24 protein-coding genes are annotated in these 18,917 nt (G+C 63.6%); 7 read left to right on the top strand and 17 right to left on the bottom strand.

What is annotated here, in order from left to right; genetic code table 11:
- Positions 1 to 3 precede the first annotated feature (3 nt).
- The 15 genes from AC54AF_RS16100 to AC54AF_RS16030 form a co-directional block, all read right to left on the bottom strand.
- Positions 4 to 663, bottom strand: coding sequence for a hypothetical protein (locus tag AC54AF_RS16100; protein WP_496637355.1), 660 nt, complete (start codon positions 661 to 663; stop codon positions 4 to 6).
- Between the two features lie 342 nt (positions 664 to 1,005).
- Entirely contained in the window at positions 1,006 to 1,503 is a 498-nt protein-coding gene (locus tag AC54AF_RS16095) for a GNAT family N-acetyltransferase (RefSeq protein ID WP_496637354.1), read from the bottom strand.
- A gap of 14 nt (positions 1,504 to 1,517) precedes the next feature.
- A complete protein-coding gene (locus AC54AF_RS16090; protein WP_496637353.1) occupies positions 1,518 to 1,868 on the bottom strand; it encodes a hypothetical protein in 351 nt (116 codons plus the stop codon).
- Between the two features lie 160 nt (positions 1,869 to 2,028).
- Positions 2,029 to 2,199, bottom strand: coding sequence for a hypothetical protein (locus tag AC54AF_RS16085; RefSeq protein ID WP_496637352.1), 171 nt, complete (start codon positions 2,197 to 2,199; stop codon positions 2,029 to 2,031).
- 221 nt (positions 2,200 to 2,420) lie between these two features.
- Positions 2,421 to 2,579: a hypothetical protein gene (locus AC54AF_RS16080; RefSeq protein WP_496637351.1), complete on the bottom strand. Its 159-nt coding sequence runs from the start codon at positions 2,577 to 2,579 to the stop codon at positions 2,421 to 2,423.
- 2 nt (positions 2,580 to 2,581) lie between these two features.
- Positions 2,582 to 3,223 carry a putative DNA-mimic protein gene (locus AC54AF_RS16075; RefSeq protein ID WP_496637350.1) on the bottom strand — a complete coding sequence of 214 codons (642 nt, stop codon included), beginning with the start codon at positions 3,221 to 3,223 and terminating at the stop codon, positions 2,582 to 2,584.
- 53 nt (positions 3,224 to 3,276) lie between these two features.
- Positions 3,277 to 3,642: a hypothetical protein gene (locus AC54AF_RS16070; protein WP_496637349.1), complete on the bottom strand. Its 366-nt coding sequence runs from the start codon at positions 3,640 to 3,642 to the stop codon at positions 3,277 to 3,279.
- A gap of 25 nt (positions 3,643 to 3,667) precedes the next feature.
- A complete protein-coding gene (gene phnE, locus AC54AF_RS16065) occupies positions 3,668 to 4,468 on the bottom strand; it encodes a phosphonate ABC transporter, permease protein PhnE (RefSeq protein ID WP_496637348.1) in 801 nt (266 codons plus the stop codon).
- Positions 4,465 to 5,277, bottom strand: a complete 813-nt coding sequence (locus tag AC54AF_RS16060) for a PhnE/PtxC family ABC transporter permease (protein ID WP_496637388.1) — start codon at positions 5,275 to 5,277, stop codon at positions 4,465 to 4,467. The genes phnE and AC54AF_RS16060 overlap by 4 nt, the downstream gene beginning before the upstream one ends.
- 17 nt (positions 5,278 to 5,294) lie before the next feature.
- Positions 5,295 to 6,107: a phosphonate ABC transporter ATP-binding protein gene (locus AC54AF_RS16055; protein WP_496637347.1), complete on the bottom strand. Its 813-nt coding sequence runs from the start codon at positions 6,105 to 6,107 to the stop codon at positions 5,295 to 5,297.
- 164 nt (positions 6,108 to 6,271) lie between these two features.
- Positions 6,272 to 7,138, bottom strand: coding sequence for a putative selenate ABC transporter substrate-binding protein (locus AC54AF_RS16050; RefSeq protein WP_496637346.1), 867 nt, complete (start codon positions 7,136 to 7,138; stop codon positions 6,272 to 6,274).
- Between the two features lie 26 nt (positions 7,139 to 7,164).
- A complete protein-coding gene (gene selD, locus AC54AF_RS16045; RefSeq protein WP_496637345.1) occupies positions 7,165 to 8,229 on the bottom strand; it encodes a selenide, water dikinase SelD in 1,065 nt (354 codons plus the stop codon).
- A 45-nt stretch (positions 8,230 to 8,274) separates the two neighbouring features.
- The gene (mnmH, locus tag AC54AF_RS16040; RefSeq protein ID WP_496637344.1) at positions 8,275 to 9,366 is read right to left on the bottom strand and encodes a tRNA 2-selenouridine(34) synthase MnmH; all 1,092 of its coding nucleotides are present in this window, start codon (positions 9,364 to 9,366) and stop codon (positions 8,275 to 8,277) included.
- 64 nt (positions 9,367 to 9,430) lie between these two features.
- The gene (locus AC54AF_RS16035) at positions 9,431 to 10,120 is read right to left on the bottom strand and encodes an LrgB family protein (RefSeq protein ID WP_496637343.1); all 690 of its coding nucleotides are present in this window, start codon (positions 10,118 to 10,120) and stop codon (positions 9,431 to 9,433) included.
- Positions 10,117 to 10,575 (bottom strand): CidA/LrgA family protein, encoded by a 459-nt coding sequence (locus AC54AF_RS16030; protein WP_496637342.1) that lies wholly within the window; start codon positions 10,573 to 10,575, stop codon positions 10,117 to 10,119. Before AC54AF_RS16030 ends, AC54AF_RS16035 begins: the two co-directional genes overlap by 4 nt.
- 103 nt (positions 10,576 to 10,678) lie before the next feature.
- On the opposite strand from AC54AF_RS16030, the gene AC54AF_RS16025 reads away from it, so the two are divergent.
- From AC54AF_RS16025 to AC54AF_RS15995, 7 genes are all read left to right on the top strand, one after another.
- Positions 10,679 to 11,587 (top strand): LysR family transcriptional regulator, encoded by a 909-nt coding sequence (locus AC54AF_RS16025; RefSeq protein WP_496637341.1) that lies wholly within the window; start codon positions 10,679 to 10,681, stop codon positions 11,585 to 11,587.
- A gap of 68 nt (positions 11,588 to 11,655) precedes the next feature.
- Complete coding sequence (locus AC54AF_RS16020) at positions 11,656 to 12,426, top strand: glutaminyl-peptide cyclotransferase (RefSeq protein ID WP_496637340.1); 771 nt, start codon at positions 11,656 to 11,658, stop codon at positions 12,424 to 12,426.
- An 81-nt stretch (positions 12,427 to 12,507) separates the two neighbouring features.
- Positions 12,508 to 13,368, top strand: coding sequence for a hypothetical protein (locus AC54AF_RS16015; RefSeq protein ID WP_496637339.1), 861 nt, complete (start codon positions 12,508 to 12,510; stop codon positions 13,366 to 13,368).
- Complete coding sequence (locus tag AC54AF_RS16010) at positions 13,365 to 14,012, top strand: hypothetical protein (RefSeq protein ID WP_496637338.1); 648 nt, start codon at positions 13,365 to 13,367, stop codon at positions 14,010 to 14,012. Before AC54AF_RS16015 ends, AC54AF_RS16010 begins: the two co-directional genes overlap by 4 nt.
- A gap of 261 nt (positions 14,013 to 14,273) precedes the next feature.
- Positions 14,274 to 16,295 (top strand): ferritin-like domain-containing protein, encoded by a 2,022-nt coding sequence (locus tag AC54AF_RS16005; protein ID WP_496637337.1) that lies wholly within the window; start codon positions 14,274 to 14,276, stop codon positions 16,293 to 16,295.
- Between the two features lie 11 nt (positions 16,296 to 16,306).
- Positions 16,307 to 17,230: an MNIO family bufferin maturase gene (gene bufB / locus AC54AF_RS16000; RefSeq protein ID WP_496637336.1), complete on the top strand. Its 924-nt coding sequence runs from the start codon at positions 16,307 to 16,309 to the stop codon at positions 17,228 to 17,230.
- Entirely contained in the window at positions 17,223 to 18,083 is an 861-nt protein-coding gene (locus AC54AF_RS15995; RefSeq protein ID WP_496637335.1) for an HvfC/BufC family peptide modification chaperone, read from the top strand. Before bufB ends, AC54AF_RS15995 begins: the two co-directional genes overlap by 8 nt.
- Before the next feature lie 65 nt (positions 18,084 to 18,148).
- On the opposite strand, the gene AC54AF_RS15990 is transcribed toward AC54AF_RS15995, so the two are convergent.
- On the bottom strand, positions 18,149 to 18,397 hold the full coding sequence (locus AC54AF_RS15990) for a DUF3297 family protein (RefSeq protein ID WP_010398340.1): 249 nt from the start codon (positions 18,395 to 18,397) through the stop codon (positions 18,149 to 18,151).
- A gap of 111 nt (positions 18,398 to 18,508) precedes the next feature.
- Complete coding sequence (locus AC54AF_RS15985; RefSeq protein WP_496637334.1) at positions 18,509 to 18,910, bottom strand: GFA family protein; 402 nt, start codon at positions 18,908 to 18,910, stop codon at positions 18,509 to 18,511.
- Between the last annotated feature and the right edge of the window lie 7 nt (positions 18,911 to 18,917).

Below are 18,917 nucleotides of genomic sequence, written 5' to 3'. Positions count from 1 at the left end.
GGTCTAATCGTTGTCGAATGTCAGTTCGATCGTACTGTCATCGCTCCAGTCCTGCTCCCGCAACGGCGGCGTGAACGACGAGCCGCTGAAGGGCACGGGCGCGTTTTTGCCGTTGAAACTGATCGTCGCGGCCGTGATGCGGCGCGCTGCGGCAAAGCTGTAGGTGCCCTTTTGCGACACGAAATTGCACGGCCCGCCCATCGCGCTCATCGCCGTGCGCATGGCGAAAGGCAAGGTCTCCTTGTCGATGGCCCAATGCACTTCGCAGGCCAGCCGCAGGTCGCCCAGGCGGCGGACGGTGTCGCTGGTCGCCGCGCTCCTGACGTAGGGAAGCCACCGGACCGACCCCGCCTTGCGGTTCACCGTCAGCTCGGCCTTTTCATACAGCGGACCCTGTTCGACAGGCAGGCTGAAGATATTGCGCTCCCCCAGCGGTATCGCCATGCCCGCTTCGTCGCTTTCCAGCCGCAGGGCGATGGCGTGCATGTCGACGTCGGCGCGGCGCGGCTCCAGGACGAAGCGCAGCTGCGCGCCAGGCGCCAGCGCATGTTTTTCCTCGAAGCGTTTGACGCCCTTGAGCATGGCACTGTAGGGTTTCCAGTCCGGATCGCGCATGCCTTTGACATTGACGGATGCCGCCGCATCCAGCCCGGATGGTTCCACGGCCTGATCGGTATCCGCATAAGCCTGCACCGCGGCGCCGTATAAACACAGCAGAAGACCAGCTTTTTGGATTGCACGCATATCCTATCTTTCTACTCATCAGTGAAAACGTAAGTGTAGAAAAAAACAGAGGTACGAGCAGATGTTTAAGACAGAATGCAAATTTGGATGAACGGAGTGTATGAAATCGCTGAATTTCCCCAATACGCGCAACTGTATTTACGTCAATGCCATCAACAAGCCGGAAGCAATGACTGATTCAGTCAAGCACGGTTCATTCTCGGATAGGGCAAGCGGATGCATCGAAGGCTGCAGGATTACAGTTCCCTGTGCTGATTGAGTTCATGCAGCTGCCAGCCACTCCATCTTCTGCACCTGGATATGCGGATGGCTTTCCAGCGCTTCCCATTCCGGTAAGAAGACAAAGCCCTGTTTCTGGTAAAACGCGGCCGCGCGGGTGTTCTCCTGCGCCACGTCGAGCACCAGCCGCCCGTGGCCGTTATCGACGGCACATTGTTTCACGGCATCGACCAGGCCCTGCGCCACGGCCATACCCCGATATTGGGGATGTACCCACATGGCGATCAGGTGGCATACACCACCGGCGGCCACCACTTGCGCGGCCAGGCCGATCGGCTGCTCTCCATCGAAGGCGAGGAAAAACGTGCGCTGCGGCGTGCTGACGGCGCGCTGCTGCCAGTCAGCATCGGAAAAAGCGGCTGCGCTGGCGTGGTTGGCGCCAAAGGCCGTGGGGGCGTCGAGCAGGGCGGCCAGGCGCGTCGTTTTCAGGGCTGACCAGTCGCTGGCGGTGATGGGGCGAATAATAATAATATTCTTCAAATCTGCGACATTCCTTAACTGGTCGGCGCGGCCGTGGAGGACGAAATCTTCTTGTACGCTTCTGCCAGCATCGTGATGGTCGCCACGTCGTTCACGCTGCGTGCTTCGATGACCGTTTCGCCCGCGGCGATGGTGACATCGCCGTTCGCATAGCTGGCGGGAAAGCGCCGTTCGGTGATCTTCTTGCTGATGACATTGCGCGTATAGCGCAGCGCGACGAGCCGCTCGCCTTCCTGCTTGATGACGACATAGTTCGGGACGGTGGTGCGTTCCAGTTTCCAGGTGCCGATAAAGTCTTCGACAGGAGCGGCGCTGGCGTGCAGGGAGCAGCAGGCGGCTAGGGCGCCCAGGAGCGATTTTTTCATGGTGTTGACAGCCTATGCAAGAGTGGCCTGCGGTGCAGGAAAATACGTCCATCATGCTTGAATGGTGCCGCGTCTGTCCATTGGATGGCGCCAGCCATTTAAGTAATTGGCAATATTAACAGGGTCACCGCGTTGTTTGCTGCCGCTCGCATAATTTTGTTCACGCCGTGTTGTATGCGCGCCCTGACAGTTCCAACAGCGCCTTGGCCTGGGCTACCACCAGCAAGCCTGCGCGATAAAAGGCATCGGGCGAGGAGCTGACGTCGTCGACCAGCACTTCCGTGATCCACACGCCGCTGCTTGCCAGATATTGCGGAAAAGCGTCGCTCATCCCCTCGTGCAAGCCATTGCAGAATGGCGGCCTGGTATTCCTCGGGACAGGCTACCTTCCAACGGATGCCAGCATCCTGATTGTCATGAAATTGAATGCGCAATCCTGCCGTACGGAAGCGCCCGCCTAAGTGCTGGCTGAACCAGGCGAGGTGTTCTATCTGCAGGGGAACCTTGCTGTGCTGATTTGTCATGTAGTCCAGTCGATGTCAATGTTTGGCATTAGTGGCAGGATGGCAGTTGAGGCTGCCAGTCGGCATCGGAAAAACTTGCCGCGCTGGCGAGACTGGCGCCAAAGGCCGTGGGGGCGTGAAGCAGGGCGGCCAGGCGCGTGGCGTTCAGGGTTGGCCAGTCGGCCGCGATGGTGGGGCGTATCAGCATGCTCAATTGAAAACGATCGCCGTCTTGTGTTCGATGCTGAGCCGGCATGCCTCGTAAGCGGCCAGCCAGGCGACCAGTTCGCGTTCCAGGCCGTCTTCGGCGTTGATGCGCGCATTGATGCGTGCCGCTTCTTCATCGCTCAATTCGTCGCCAAGCAGGAATATGCCCAGCGCGGGAGCGACCGTGACCAGTTCAGCGCGCAGGCTGTACGAGGAACCCAGCATGCCGCCCAGCAGCGCATGCTCCTCATCGGCAAAAATGACTTCCTCGAAGACGAGGGGAAAATAAAAGCCCTCGCAATCGGAATGGCAGATCAGGTGGCTGTCAAGGTCATCTTGCGCTGCTTCCAGCACCGGATCCCCGCTTGGATCCTCGCCTTCGGTCAGTGGTGTGGCACGCCATTGCGCATCCAGGCGCGCATGGGCATATGCGTGGCGCAGGTAGTGCAGGAAGCTGTATGGAAAGGAGTCGAGCATGACGCGCGAGTCCAGTTGCGGCAGCGCGACCGGTTCGCTGTGCTGTGGCAGTCCCGCCTTTTGCAGCAGTAGATTGGCTTCCTGAAAAGCGGTGACGAGCCACTGCGCGCCTTCCGGGTCTTCTTCCTGCAAGTCTGCAAGGGCGCCGACCGAAATTGCTAATCCCATGTATGAACTCCTCAATTGCGCATCAGTCTAAACCATTTGCCTTTGATCATCATTTACGACTGGTCCCACACTTCGATCGTCAGCAGTTGTCCGGGCGCGCACGCGGCGATGCGCTGCGGATGCACAGTAATGCAGCCAGGCCAGCCCGTAAGCTGGTCCTGTGGAAATTCTCCTTCCCGCGCCTCGGCAATGCCGGCCTGCAGCAGGGGAACGATGTCGCTTGCCAGCGCCGTGTAGCGATTGGGGAAGCCGTTGAAGGACAGTTGGGTCGCCTTGCCTTGCTCGCATAATTGCGCGATCCAGTCTGCGCCGAACAGGCCCGCTTCCCAGGTGGCGAGAAACGCTTCCTTGTTGACTTTCGTCATATCGGCCAGCTGTTCCGGCGTTTCGGTCGAGATAATGGTCCACCAGCCTGACATAGGGTTTCCTTGTGAAAAGTAGAATTTAACGGGTCATGGCGCGGCGCAGCAGGTAGCTGAGGCCATCGACGGCCGCCACCATCAGCAGCATGGCGACGATGACGGTGGCGGCGTTCTGCATCTGGAACAGCGACAAGTGATATTTCAGCATCTGCCCCAGACCGCCCGCGCCGACGACGCCGAGGATGGCGGCGGCGCGGATATTGTTTTCCCAGCGGTACAAGGTGTAGGACATCATCTGCGGGCTGCATTGCGGCAAGGTCGCGTACAGGAAAGCCACGGCGGGGCGCGCGCCATTCATGCGCAAGGTAGCGGCCGGCAAGGGCGGGCAATTTTCAAACGCGTCGGCAAACAGCCGGCCCAGCACGCCCACCGTGTGCAGGGCCAGCGCCAGGGTCCCCGCGAACGGGCCCAGGCCGGCGGCGATCAGCAAAATCGAGGCCCACACCAGTTCCGGGACCGAGCGCAGCACGTTCAGGATGGCGCGCGTGGCGTTGCGCGCCACGTTGCCGAAGCGCCCGCTGGCAGGCAGGGCCAGCAGGACGCCCAGCACGGCCGCGATCACCGTGCCGATGGCCGACATGGCCAAGGTCTCGAACGTGGCGACGCCGACTTTCATGAGGAAAGGGCTGGCCAGTTCCGGCGGGGCGAAGCCGTGCAGGAAGTCGGCGCTCGTGCGCACGGCGTCCGCGCTGAAGAACTCGCCCCATTTCAGGGGCAGGGTGGCGAAGCTGGCGATGACCAGCAGCACTAAACCGGCCAGCAAGGCCCAGGTGGACCAGCGCACGCGAGGGGAAACAGGCAGCATGGATGTGTCGCCCTTCATGCCAGCCTCCGGCGCAGCATGGCGGACACGGCATCGGCGCCTGCCACCAGCAGCACGAACACCATCAGCATGGTGGCCAGTTCACTGCCCGCCATCATCTTCATCGATTCATCCATGCGCTGACCCAGGCCGCCCGCGCCGACAAAGCCCATGACGACGGAGCCGCGGATCGCGCATTCCCAGCGGTAAATCGTATACGACACCAGTTCGGCAGCCGATTCGGGCAGGGCGCCGTACAGCAAGGCTTTCAGTCTGCTGCTGCCATTGTGCAGCAGGGCGTTGCAGGCGGCAGCGTCCGAAGATTCGAGGATTTCCGCATACACCTTGCCCAGCATGCCGCAATACGTGAGGGCTATGGCGATCACGCCGGCCGTCGGTCCCAGACCGACGATACGCACCAGCAATAATGCCCAGACCAGTTCGGGCACGCTGCGCAGCAGCACCAGCAGCGCGCGCACGCCATGGCGCACGCTCGAGGCCAGGGGCGACACTTTGCCGCTGCCGATGCGCGAAATCGACAGGCGCTCCGTCACCAGCAGGGTCAGCGGGATGGCGCCCAGCATGGCCAGCGCCATGCCGGCCGTGGCCATGGCGATGGTTTCCCAGCTGGAAATGGCCACCAGTTGCAAGAATTCCAGCGAATGGGCCGGCGGCACGAAGCTGGCAAGGAATTGCCAGGTGGCGGCCAGGCTTTGCGCATCCCATAAAATCCACGGCTTGAATTCGGCTTGCACCAGCATCGGCCACAGCACGAGCAGCACGACGGCAGCGGCGCTCAAGCGGCCGCGCCAGGCGGGGTCGCGCGGCATGGTGGCGTTGGTGCTCGTCAGCAAATGGGCCTCGCGGCGTCCAGCTTCGTTGCCACGGCCTCGAACTGCGGCGCCGGATCGGCCTTGTTGCGGTACAGTTGCTCGATCATGGCGTCGCTGACCTTGGCGCTGGCCGCGTCGAAGACGATCTTGCCGTCGCGCAAGCCGACGATGCGCGTAAAGCAGGCGCGGGCGATGTCCACCTGGTGCAGGCTGCAGATCAGGGTGGCGTTGCGCGCCTGCGCTTCGGCCTGCAGCACATGGATCGTCTGCAAGGCGAGCGTGGGGTCGAGCGCGGACAAGGGCTCGTCGACGAGGAAGACTTGGGCATTCGACACGAGCGCGCGGGCCATGCCGCAGCGCTGGCGTTCGCCGCCGGACAGGCGGTCGACCCGCGCATACAGTTTATCCTGCAGATTGAATTTGCCGAGCGCTTCCCACGCGGCGCGCGGGTCGACGGGCGCCAGCAGCGAACGCATCGCCGTCCACAAGCTCCATTGCGGCAGGCGTCCCGCCAGCACGGCGTTGACGACCCGCTGGCGCGGCGGCAGCGGCGGCGTTTGCGGCGCCAGGAACAGGCGCGCGCGCAGGGCGTGGCGCGCGGCGCTGCCGACTTGCCAGGGCGAAGTGCCCAGGATGTTCAGGGTGCCGGACTCGGGGCGCAGCGCGCAGGCCAAGGTGTGCAGCAAACTGGTCTTGCCGGCGCCGGAAGGGCCGATCAGGGCGATCTGTTCACCCTGGGCCACGTCCAGGTCCAGCTCGCGCAGGGCCAGCGCATTGCTGGCGGCGCCCGCGTGATGGACGCTGACCTTGTGAAGTTGGAATGTCATGCGATGTTTCGGTTTTTTTTGGGCGGTGTCGGATTACGCCATGCAAGTGCAACGTAGGTCGGATTCGCGGTGAAGCCGCGTAATCCGACACAGTGAAGCCAACAATGTTGTCGGATTGCGGCCTCCGGCCTAATCCGACCTACGGTGAAACGCGTCGGCGTAAATTACTTCAACAGCTTCGCATCGCGCGCGGCCGCTTCGATGTCCTTGTAGTTCTCGGCCTTGGTCGGGATGAACCTGGTGGCGCGCTGCAGCTCGAGGATTTCCTTGCCTTCCGGCGTGGATGGGTCCAGCGCCAGGAAGGCGTCCGTCAGCTTCTTGCGCACGACGGGGTTCATGTCGGCGCGCACGCTCCAGTTGTAATCGTAGTAGCCGGGCGTCGTGTAGAACACACGCACCTTGCTTGGGTCGACCTTTTTTGTTTCGACCAGTTTTTCCCACACGGAAATGTTCAAGGTGCCCGCATCGACCTTGCCGCCGGCCACGGCCGCCACGGTGGCGTCATGTGCGCCGGAAAACGCGATGCGCTTCATGTCCGTATCCGGATTGATCTTGGCGGCCAGCAAGTAGTAGCGCGGCATCAAATGGCCGGAGGTCGACGATTCCGAACCGAACGTGAAATTCTTGCCTTTCAGGTCGGACAACTGGTTGATGTCCTTGCTGGTGGTCACAAAAACCGAGCGGAATTTCGTGTCTTCCTCGCGCTGCACCAGCGGCACGATCTTGCCGCCGCTGCGCACGTTCGCTTGCACGAAGGTAAAACCACCGAACCAGACCATGTCGAGCTTGTGATTGATCAAGCCTTCCACGGAGGCCGCGTAATCGGTGACGGGCGTAAATTCCACCTTCATGCCCAGCTTTTTCTCCAGGTAACTGCCCAGCGGCTTGAACTTGCGCTGCAATTCCGTCGGCGCTTCGTCGGGAATGGCAGACACGCGCAACACTTGCTGCGCCTGCGCCAGGCCGCTGTGGATGGCCAGGGTGGCGGCGACGGTGGCCAGGATGGCAGGGAATTTAGAGAATGTGGTCATGGGACTGCCTTTAAAAAAATTGTTCATTAAAATACGGAAACCCCGGTCGTACCGTCCTGCATCTCGCCGATGACGACGGCGTCGGCAAAGCCTTCGGCGCGGAAAATCGCCAGCACTTGCTCGACGGCTTCCGGCGCGCAGGCTACCAGCAGGGGGCCGGCCGTTTGCGGGTCCGTCAAAATCGCCTTGTCGATGGCACTGAGGCTGTCGGACAGGGCCACTTGCGCGCCGTAGCCCTGCCAGTTGCGGCTTGACGCGCCTGTGATGTTGCCATTCTGCGCCAGTTGCTGCACTTGCGGCAGCAGCGGCACGTCGTCCATGGCGATGCGCGCCTGCAACTTGGCGCCGCGCGCCAGTTCCAGCGTATGGCCCAGCAAGCCAAAGCCCGTCACGTCCGTCAGCGCATGCACGCCGTCCAGCAGGGCCAGCTTCTTGCCCGGGGTATTCAATTTGGTGGTGTTGTCGATCAAGGACGCGTAGCCATCCGCATCGAGCGCATTCTTCTTCAGCGCGGCCGACAGGATGCCCACGCCGATCGGTTTACCCAATACCAGTTTGTCGCCGGCGCGCGCGCCCGCGTTGCGTTTCACCTGCGACGGGTGCACCAGGCCCAGCACGACCAGGCCATAGATCGGTTCGACGGAATCGATGGTGTGGCCGCCCGCGATGGGGATGCCGGCCTGGGCGCAGATGGTTTCGCCGCCTTTTAATATGCGGCCGATGGTTTCCACCGGCAGCTTGTTGATCGGCATGCCGACCAGGGCCAGCGCCATGATGGGCGTGCCGCCCATGGCGTACACGTCGGAAATGGCATTCGTGGCGGCGATGCGGCCGAAGTCGAACGGGTCGTCGACGATGGGCATGAAGAAATCCGTCGTGGCGATCAGCGCCTGCTCGTCGTTGAGCTGGTAGACGGCCGCGTCATCGGAGGTTTCTATGCCGACCAGCAACTCCTTCGGCAAGGGGAAGCCGCCGCTGCCCTTTAAAATGTCGGCCAGCACGCCGGGCGCAATTTTGCAGCCGCAGCCGCCGCCATGGGCAAATTCGGTCAATCGGATCGGGGTATCTGGTGTTGCTGCGCTATCGGACATGGTCGTCATCCTGCTCAAAAAGGTCGTTAAAAGCTGCGCCGGCGCTTACGCGGCGCTGGCGGCACGGGGTTCGCCGACGATAGCACATAATGCGCGCGCGGCTTGCTCAAAGGCATGGTCTGAAATGTCGGGCAGCACCAGCGGCGTTGCCTGGGCATAGCGGCTGAAGTTGCGGGCGATCGATTGCCGGTAGACGGGATCGTAATGTTGCACCAGCAACTCTTCCACCAGCGCCTCCATGCGGCCAGACGTGGCTAGCTGCTGCCAGTGGGCAATTTTCTCCTTGCCATGCAGCTGCGTCAACAGGGCCAGCTGCACGTTCAGGCGCGCCGGGTCGCCGACGAAATGCGCATAGTCTTGCATCAGCAATTGCACGCGCTGGTCGGTGGCCAGCCGCACGTCCGTGCAAGCGGCCGCGCGCACCTTTTCCATCAGCGCATCGGGCACGCGCAGCCGGCCCACTTTCTTGCTCTCGGACTCGATGAAGACGGGCAGTTGCGGGTCGAAAGTACGCAGTTGCTGCCACAGCGCGCTTTCAAACGCTTTCTGCGATGGCTGGTCCGCTTCGGGCAAGCCGCCCAGCACGGAGCCGCGGTGGGCCGCCAGGTCTTCCAGGTCGATCACTTGCGCGCCTTGGCTGTCCAGCACCTGCAGCAAACGGCTCTTGCCGCTGCCCGTGGGGCCGCACAGCACGTTGATGAAGTCGAAGTGTTCGGGCAGGGTGGCCAGCTCGGCGTTCACGTGGCGCCGGTAATCCTTGTAGCCGCCCTCGAGCTGGGTGACGGGCCAGCCGATGCGCGCCAGGATGTGCGCCATGGCGCCGCTGCGGTTGCCGCCGCGCCAGCAGTAGACCAGCGGGGACCAGGAATGTGGATGGCCGAGGAAACCGTCTTCGATATGCCGCGCAATGTTCTTGGCCACCAGTGCGGCGCCCAGCTTCTTCGCCTCGAATGCGCTCGTCTGTTTGTACAGGGTGCCGACGCGCACGCGTTGTTCGTCGTCCAGCACGGGCAGATTGATGGCGCCCGGCAAGTGGTCTTCCGCGAACTCGGACGGGCTGCGCACGTCGATGATGGCATCGAATTCATGCAGGCGTGGCAGGATGTCGCCAAAGGGCAGGACTGCAGGGTATTTCATCGTGGCGCGGCTGCCTGGAATGGGGAAAGACGTATTATCCCCGATAAAGGCCCATGCCGTGGAACTAGCCTAATAGCCTGCCTAGCAGCGGCGCCAGCAGCACCGTCACGATGCCCGAGAAAATCATCGTCAGGCTGGCCACGGCGCCTTCTTCCGTGCCAACGCGGCGCGCCACGGACAGGCCAAAGCCGTGCGCGGCCGCGCCATACGGGGCGCCACGGGCAATGCGCATGCGCAAGGGCAGCAGCTTTAATAACGGTTTGCCCAGCATCAGGCCGAACAAGCCCGTCATCACCACGAAGATCCCCGTCAACTGGGCCGAGCCGCCCATGTGGCGCGACGCTTCCAGCGCGAACGGCGTCGACACGGAACGGGCCAGCAGGCTGCGCGCCATGTCGCCATGCACGCCCAGCAGCCGGTCCAGCAGCAGGGTGGCGGCCACCGATGCGACGATGCCGGCGCAGCTGCCCAGCGACAGGGCCAGCCAGTGCTTGCGGATCAGCTTGCGCTCCTGGAAGATGGGCAGGGCGAAGGCGATGGTGGCCGGCCCCAGCAGCCACGGCAGCCAGCGCGTCTCGCCGAAATACGTGGCGAACGGCGTCGAGGTGGCCTGCACGATGACGATCAGTATCGCCGAGGTGCAGATGGCGGGCGTCAGCAAGAAATGCGGGTGGCGGCGGTGCAGCGCCTGGTTGGCGTAGAACAGCACCAGGGTCAGCAGCAAAAACAGCAGGGACGGGACCAGGGTGCTCATGCTGCCGCCCTGCCTGCGCGCTGGCGCAGCAGTTTTTGCAGGCGCAGCTTGCGTTCATGGCGGCACACCCACTCGACGGTGAAGGCCGTGGCCAGCATCACGCTGGCAAAGCCCAGGCCGATGTTCACGAACAGCATCAGCCCCTGCGATTTCAACAGCTGCGTAAATTGCACCACGGAGACGACCAGCGGGATGAAAAACAGCAGCATGTTGGCCAGCAGCCAGTTCGCGCCCAGTTCGATGGCGGCCGGCCGCACCCAGCCCGCCAGCAGCAGGGCCACCAGCACGAACAGGCCCACGACGCCGCCGGAAAACGGCAGGTGCAGGGCGTAAGCGGCCTCGTCGGCCAGCCACCAGGCGCAGGTCAAGAGGCCCACTTGCCACGCGGTCTGCGCGGGCCGGCGCCAGACGGGGATGGAGGGCAGGGCGGCGGTGGAACAGTGCAAGGCTTTCACGGCAGGCTTTCAAGCGGCAGGGGGAAGTTTTCATTGTAGAGACCCTACATCAAAAGATAAAATGACTTAAACTCATGATTATCATTCGATATTGGAATGCATCATGGATATCCGCTCCCTGCGCTACTTCGTCGAAGTGGTCGAGCAGAACAGTTTTACGCGCGCGGCGGCCAGGCTGCACGTGACGCAGCCCACCGTCAGCAAGATGGTCCAGCAACTGGAACAGTCGCTGGACCTTGCCTTGCTGGACCGCGCCGGCAAGCGGTTTACGCTGACGGACGCGGGCAAGGTGGTGCTGTCGCGCGCGCATACCTTGCTGGCCCTGCACGCGGAACTGAAGGTGGAATTGCGCGACTTGCAACATCTGGAACGGGGGGAGCTGCGCGTCGGCGTGTCGCCGCAAACCCACTCCACGCTGGCGCCGTGGCTGGCCGAGTACCACCAGCGCTATCCCGGCATCGAGCTGAAAATGTATGAGAGCGGGACGCAAGCCATCGAACGGGACTTGCGCACGGGCACTGTGGAACTGGGTACCATGCTCGACTACCCGGGCAATGCGGCCACCTGGCAGGATTTCGAAGCCTTGCCCCTCGTGCGCTCGCCCCTATGCTTGCTGGCGGCGCCCGGCTCGCCGTGGCAGGGACGCGCTTCCGTGGCGCTGGCCGAGCTGGCCGACAGTCCCTTCATCTTCTATGGCGCCGCGTTTGCCCTGAACGACATCGTGCAGGATGCCTGCCAGCGGGCCGGTTTTGCCCCGCGTATCACGGGCCGCAGCGGCCAGTGGGACTTCATTGCCTCGCTGGTGCGGCTGGGCGTGGGCATCTGCCTGCTGCCGAAGATGTATTGCGATACCCTGGATCAAACGCAATTTGCCGTCATCCCCCTGGCCGGCCCGCCCGTGGAGTGGAATCTGATGCTGGCCTGGCGCCGCGGCGGACGCCTGTCATTTGCCGCGCGCGCCTGGCTGGAACTCGTCAGGGCGCGCATGGCGGGCGCGGCGCGTTTACAATAGGCGACTGTCAACTTCCGCCCGACCAGATGAATCTCAACGCCAGACTCAAACGCACCGCCGGCTCACTGATGCTGGGATTGTTATGCACCGTGGGCCTGATGAGCGAAATGGGCTATGCCCAGGCCGCCATTCCCGTGTATGGATACTTTGTCAAGAATACCTACCCGCACGACCCTCAGGCGTTCACCCAGGGCTTGCTGTTCAAGGATGGCCATCTGTATGAAAGCACGGGCCAGAACGGCCAGTCCTCCTTGCGCAAGGTGGAATTGGCGACGGGCAAGGTCTTGCAGAAAACCATGCTCGATAAAACAGTGTTCGGCGAGGGCATCACGGACGTTGGCGATGAGATCGTGGGCCTGACGTGGATGTCGCAGACCGGTTATGTGTTTGACCAGAAAACTTTCAAGCTGAAACGCACCTTCAGCTACCAGGGCGAAGGCTGGGGCCTGGCCAGCGATGGCAAATTTGTCTACATGAGCGACGGCAGTTCCGCCATCCGCGTGCTCAATCCGAAAACCCTGGCCGAGGTGCGCCGCTTCGAGGTGAAGGCCGAGGGCCGCTCCATCGGGCGCCTGAATGAACTGGAAATGGTCAACGGCGAGCTGTTCGCCAATGTGTGGGGCGCCGACGTGATCGCCCGCATCGACCCGGCCAGCGGGAAGGTTGTCGGCTGGGTCGACCTGACGGGCTTGCTGCCGCCCGCGCAGCGGGGCACGGCCAATCCCGACGCCGTGCTCAACGGCATCGCTTGGGATGCGCGCGGCAAGCGCTTGTTTGTCACGGGCAAACTGTGGCCCAAGCTGTTCGAGATCGAGCTGATCGAAATCCAGCGCCACTGATGTTTCCAATTGGGCAGTGTTGCTGACGAGGAATCGTCTATGATGTGCATCCTTCGCCCCTTGCGACCTTTACAGGATGCCATGCTGTCCCTTTCTTTCCCCCTGCGCCGCCTGGCGGCTGCCGCCAGCTTGCTTGCCGCCGTCCTGCCTGCCGCGCAGGCGCAAACGCCATACGTGCCGGTGATGAAGCAATACGGCGACTTTGTCGTCACGCGTGACCGCCACGACCCGCTCGTCACCTTGACTTTCCGCAAGCACGGCTATTGGCCCGGCGGTGCGCGCGAAGTGGTGGAAGTGCGGCCCATCAAGGCCACGCGCGAAGGCCAGCGCATGCTGCTGGCCTTTACCAAGGGCTATACGGGCCAGGGCACGATACTCATCGGCGTGCAGAATGGCGAACCGCTGATGCGTCCCATCAGTCCCATGCAGCGCGATGACATGGTGCGCACGGAACGCGACCCCGAATGGGGCGTGCCGCAGCCGGGCCGCAGCGAGGTGCTGCTGTTTCCCCGCGACGGCCGCGCGCTCGATACGGGCACGGGCGAACTGCTGTGGTTTGACGTGCCGGGCAGCGTCAGCGGCGACTATCCGCATGCCATGCTGGTCTCCGTCTCGCCCGACGGGCGGCGCGGCGCCTATCTGACGAATGCGCTGACGAAGGTGGGGATTATCGTCGCCACGCGCGACGACGGCGTGGCCGGCGTGCTGGCCTTGCCGCCAGACACCTATCAACGGTGGCTGAAGCCCTTGTCGGAAGCCGCTTCCGGGCAGGCGCGCGCCGCCATCAAGGCGGGCCAGGGTCGCACGGATTCGAACCGCATCCGGCGCGAACTGGAGCTGGCCTGGTTCGGCCAGCAATTTCAATGGAAACAAGGCAAGAACGGCTTGCAAGTGACGGGCCTGGGCCTCAGCTCCGCGCCGCCGGAAGGAAAACAGCCATGACACACCCCAAACTCATCGCCGGCTGCCTCGCCGCATCCCTGCTGGCCGGCTGCGTGCATGGCGAGCTGTTCCCCAAGGATTATCTGGCGCAAGACATCGACAGGCAACAAGCGTTGCTGGAACTGGACGTCGTCTTCGGCAAAGCGCCCGATGACAAGCTGACGTCGCGCGTGACGGCGCACAACAGCGTGGAATACGCGGGCGCGCCGCATATCGTCGTGCCTTTTTACCAGAAGGGACTCGGCTTCGACCAGGGTTTTGCCGGCACCTACATGTTTGCCGTGCCCTATCCGATCGCCAAGGTCGAGACGGCCACTGCCAGCAGCCGTGTGTTTGGTCAGAAACTCGAAGGCCAGCAGCCGGGCAGCCCGCGCTACCGCTTCCGCGTGCCGGGCAAGGCGCAATGGAACAGCAATGAAACCTTCATGCTGAGCTTCGAGCGCAAGGGCCGGCGCGAAGAAATCACTTTCCGCTTCAGCAATGAGCAAAGCTGCCCGTCCGCCTTCCTGACCACCACGCCACACTATGGCTTCCCGATCAAGGTCGTCGCCACCTTCAAGGAAAATAAAGGCTGCCTGAAAGTGTGCGACAGCCGCGAGCAGTGGCCGGGTTTCTGCGCTTTCCAGCCGCCGCCGGCCGCGTGACTTGCATGATGCAAGCCACGCGCCGGTGCCTTGCTTATACACGCGCGCGTTTTGCCGATTCTATTCAATTGTCATCGAATGGCAGCCTGAAACGCCTATTTTCAGCTTGAAAGGCAAGCTGAGTTGCCACTCGGCCAGCGCATAAGTCTTGCCGCAAAAATATCTTTCTCAGGCGTATGATTTCCTTGCCGCGATCAGCGCACCCAGGTGGCGCGGGCGCGGCCCGATATCCGAAACGCATCCTGCCTGTGGAGATACAGAATGAAAATGCCCGTTTTAGGAAGCACACAGCCCGCCATCACCAGGCGTGCGCTCGATATGCTGGACACCGACAAGGCTGCCGTGCGCGCCATCGCCCAGGCGGCTGTCAGCGTCGAGCTGTTCACCATTCCCCTGTACATGGCCACCATGTATTCGATCCAGGGCACGCACCAGATCAACTCGAAAGGCGTCACCTATTATGAGGGGCGCCAGTGGCCGGGTATGGGCACGACGGCCCGGCCCGAGCTGCAGGAGCAAAAGGCTTTCAATATCATCTTCAGCGTCTTCATCCAGGAAATGCTGCACCTGCAGATGGCGGCCAACCTGGCCACGGCCATCGGCACGGCGCCATGTTTCACGGGGTCGGAGCTGCAGTCGCCGGACCATGGCTGGACCTGCTATGGCAAGGCGTGCACGGTGATCCCGCACATCGTCGACTTGCAGGACACGTCCGGCTATCGCCACGTGCGCGTCAACCTGGAAGAATTGAACAGCAACCAGTGCGACCTGTTCCTCGCCATCGAGCAGCCCGAGGAGCAGGCACGCGCCCAGCTGGCCGAATTCGACCGGCACAACCACAGCAAATACTTCCCCGAGGTGCCGTTCGACGGCTGGACGCCGGCCAAGCACGTGCAGGACTTGCCCCTGTTCGGCACCATCGGCTATATGTATGAATGCTATGCGCGCTACATCAGCATCGAATACGCGGATGGCCAGACCCTGTGGCAGAAACTGTTCGTCAATGGCTCGGTGCAGCAGGACATGTTCAACAGCCAGGTCCAGGGCCACGCGCGGGCGGAATTTCCCCGCTTCGACACCTGTTTCGGTCCGCAGGACCAGGATGGCGGCCAGACGGGCTCGTTCAACAAGGCCATCGACATGATGGCGGCCATCACGGACCAGGGGGAAGGCAGCGAAACGGCCATCCAGCGCTACCGCCGCGACGCGGGCAGGCAGCTGATGGCAGTGCAGCCCGACTACCGCGAAGACCTGGCCGCCTTGCGGTGCGATTATCCGTCCTACGCGAACAATGGCAAGGATGCGGAATCGCGCGACGCGCAAGCGCGCCACGACAGCGCCCCGTTCGACCACTACGAGCGTTTCGGCCAGGTCAAGGCCATGCTGCCGGTAAAAACCTGGGCCGGCTGGCACGCGGAAGGCGGGCGCTGGCGCGAGGCCATGCTGACCAACGAGCGCTACAATCCGGCCACCGCGCCAAAGAATATCCCCGCGCCGGCGGCCGTGGCGGGCGCCCTGAACCGCCTGAAGGATGCCAGCGGCACCCTGGATATGCTGAGCACGGTAGCCACGGGCGCCCTCTATGGCATCACTTCCGTGCTGGACAAATACTGGCTGAACCAGCAACTGGACTTCCCGTATCCGTCGATGGTGGGCGCAGGCGACCGCATGGCCATTTGCTGGGCCGTGCTGGGCCAGGCGCCGAACCTGGCGACAGGCGTGCCGCTGGCCGAGAAAGGCGTGCTCTACCATGCCTGCCAGGGCATGCACCTCGAGGGCGAGGCGTCGTCCACCTGCGCCGCGCTGGCCGTCTACCATACCTGCCGCGGCTCCAACGGTTGCCACGCCCAGGGCGGCTGCGGCTTTGCCCAGGCCGATACGGGCGGCTCGTCCTGCGGCCACTCGGTGAAAGTGGCCGCGGCACCGGGCACGCCATGCTACGTGCCGCCGGCGCCGGAGGAAGATAAAGTCTACAGCGCGCCCAGCGACAACAAATGCGGGGGCTTCGGTGGCTGCGCCGTGCCGATTTCGGCCTCGCAGCTGTATCCGAACACCACCAGGAAGGAACCGCCCGAGCCCGCCACCATGACCCTGTACGATTTCGGCCCCGCGCCCGAGCACCGCAGCATTGCGCTGGGCCAGACCATGAGCTTCGCGCTGGGCGAGAATGTCTACGACAAGGCCTGGGAAGCCTATGGCAAGGTGATGGCGGCGCGCGGCACCCCGGTGGGCGCGCCGCCTGCGCCCACCGACCTGCGCCTGGCCTTGCCGCCGTCGACCTGATGCCGCGCGCCATGCATGGGGTGCACCCGCGCCTGGGCCTGCCGAACCTGGGCCTGGGCGTGGGGTTGCGCCCGTCCCATTACGCACACATCCTCGCACATGGCCCCCAAGTGGACTGGTTCGAGATCATCAGCGAGAATTTCGTCGACAACCACGGCTATGCGCGCCATGTGCTGGAGCAGGTGGCGGCGCAGGTGCCCATCGTCATGCACGGCGTGTCGCTGTCGATCGGCAGCAGCGATCCGCTCAATCTCGGCTACCTGCGCAAGCTGCGCCACCTGGCGCAAGAGATACGGCCTGCCTGGATTTCCGACCACCTGTGCTGGACGGGCACCGCCTCGCTCAACAGCCATGATCTGCTGCCGCTGCCGCTGGACGAGGCCAGCCTGCGCCACGTGGCGGGGCGGGTGCGGCAAGTGCAGGAATTCCTGGGGCGGCCGCTGGTCCTGGAAAACCCCAGCACCTATGTGGAGTTCGCCCAGTCGAGCATGCCGGAATGGGAATTCCTCGGGCGCCTGGCCGAGGACACGGGCTGCGGACTGTTGCTTGACGTCAACAATGTCCACGTCAGCGCGCATAACCACGGCTATGACGCACCCGCCTACATCCGCCAGTTGCCGCACGCGCACATCGTGCAGATCCACCTGGCCGGTCCCACCGATTGCGGCGATGTGCTGGTCGATACGCATGATGCGCCCGTGCCGGCCGCCGTCTGGCGCCTGTACGCGCTGGCACAGCAGCTGACAGGAGGGGTCTCGGCCCTGCTGGAATGGGATGCGGACATTCCGCCATATCCGCAGTTGCTGGCCGAGCTCGACAAGGCGCGCGCCGCCGAGCGGGGCGAGTTCGCTGAGCTACCGCCGGCCGCTGCAGGCGCGGCCTCGGCGGCCACCTCCACGCCGCTGGGTTTTTACCTGGAAACCGTCCATGCATGAGCTCGATGGCAAGACCGCGCCGCTGGCGCAGGTGCAAGCGTGGTTCCTGACGGCCATGACGGCGCCGGGCGGCGCGGCGCGCGGTGCCCGGCTGGCCAGCGAACGCCACGGCTTGACGCAGGAGCAAGTATTGAAACCGGCCAGGGGCGGGCCGGCGCCGCTGCACATCCATGCGGACGGCTATGTGCAGCGCCTGCTCGAATGCCTGCAGGCCGACTATCCCGTCCTGCGCAAGGTCATGGGCGACGAGCTGTTCCCGTTCTTTGCCCGCGCCTATGTCTGGCGCCACCCGTCCGCTTCTGCCACCTTGTATGACCTGGGCGGCGGCTTTGCCGGCTTTCTTGCCGCCAGCCAGCGTGCCGAAGGCGCGCAAGGGGCAGACTTGCGCTTTCCCGTCGAACTGGCGCGGCTGGAACGGGCGCGCAGCGAGGCGGGCAGGGCGCCGGGGCTGGAAAAACTGGCGCCGCCCATGCCGGCTTCGGGCCTGGACTTGCTGCTGGGACAGATGCGGGAGTGGCGCCTGGCGCCGTGCACGCGGCTGCTGGCCCTGTCATTTCCCCTGTGTGCTTTCTGGCAGCAGGCGCAGGCCGCGCCGGACGACGCCGTGCCGGCCCAGCCCGGTGCCAGCGCCACATTCGTGGCCATTTCGCGCATGCATTATCGGCTGGTCATGCAGGAGTTGCAGCCATGGCAGTTTTACTGGCTGCAGGCGCTGGCGGGCGGCGCGCCGTTTATCCTCTGCGCGCAGCAGGCGGCGCAGTCCAGTGACAGGGCGCCGGACGAGGTGCTGGCCGACGCCATGCTGTGGCTGCCGATGGCGGCCGCAGCCGGGCTGATCACCATCGCTGCCTGAGCAGGAACCGGCGGACGCAAAAAAGGCCGATGGAAATCGGCCTCGATGACAACTGTAGGTGTTGCTTAGCGGTAAAACGCTTCGACTTTGCCCTTCAGCTTGATCTGCAGCGGACGGCCGCGGCGGTCGAGCGACTTGGTGGAAGCGACCTTGATCCAGCGTTCGCTGATGCAATATTCTTCCACGTCAAGACGTTCCTTGTCGTTGAAGCGGATACCGACGTCGTTCTCGAACACGGCTGCAACGTGGTAAGGGCTGCTGGGGTCGATCGACAGGCGATCGGGCAATGGGGGTAAGGTGGTGGTATCGTTCATGGGCGTAATTATCGCCCAGAATGCCGATCCAGACAACGGGCAGCGCATGCTTATCTGGCCGCCATGCGACATGGCACGTCCGCATTTCTTTTCCCAGCCGTCCTCGCTCCCTTACAAATGCCGCGTTTCCTGCGGCGGCGTGTCCCAGTCGTCGTGCCAGCCATCGACAAAGGTGACGGGCACCCGCGCCAGTTCGGCCGCCGAAGAGTCATCGAGGCAACTGACGCTGATGCCGACAAACGGACCGCTGCGCGCAGAATCGCCGTGACCAAATGGGCGCACGCCGCAGTGGCGGCAAAAATAGTGGCGCTCGCGGCCGGCACCGAAGCGGTATTCGCTGAGGTCCCCCTCACCGGCCAGCAGGCGGAAGGCCGTGGGGGGCACCAGGCTGGCCCAGCAGCGCACTTTCAGGCAGAACGAACAGTTGCAGCGCAGGCTCGGGGCCGCCAGGTCGATCTCGGCCGCGAAGCGCACTGCGCCGCAGTGGCAACTGCCATGGTAGGTTTTTTTCATCGTGGGC

Source organism: Janthinobacterium sp. JF4, from assembly GCF_059617925.1.
The sequence above is the reverse complement of the archived record's forward strand: the minus strand, read 5'-3'. Positions and strand labels throughout refer to the sequence as shown.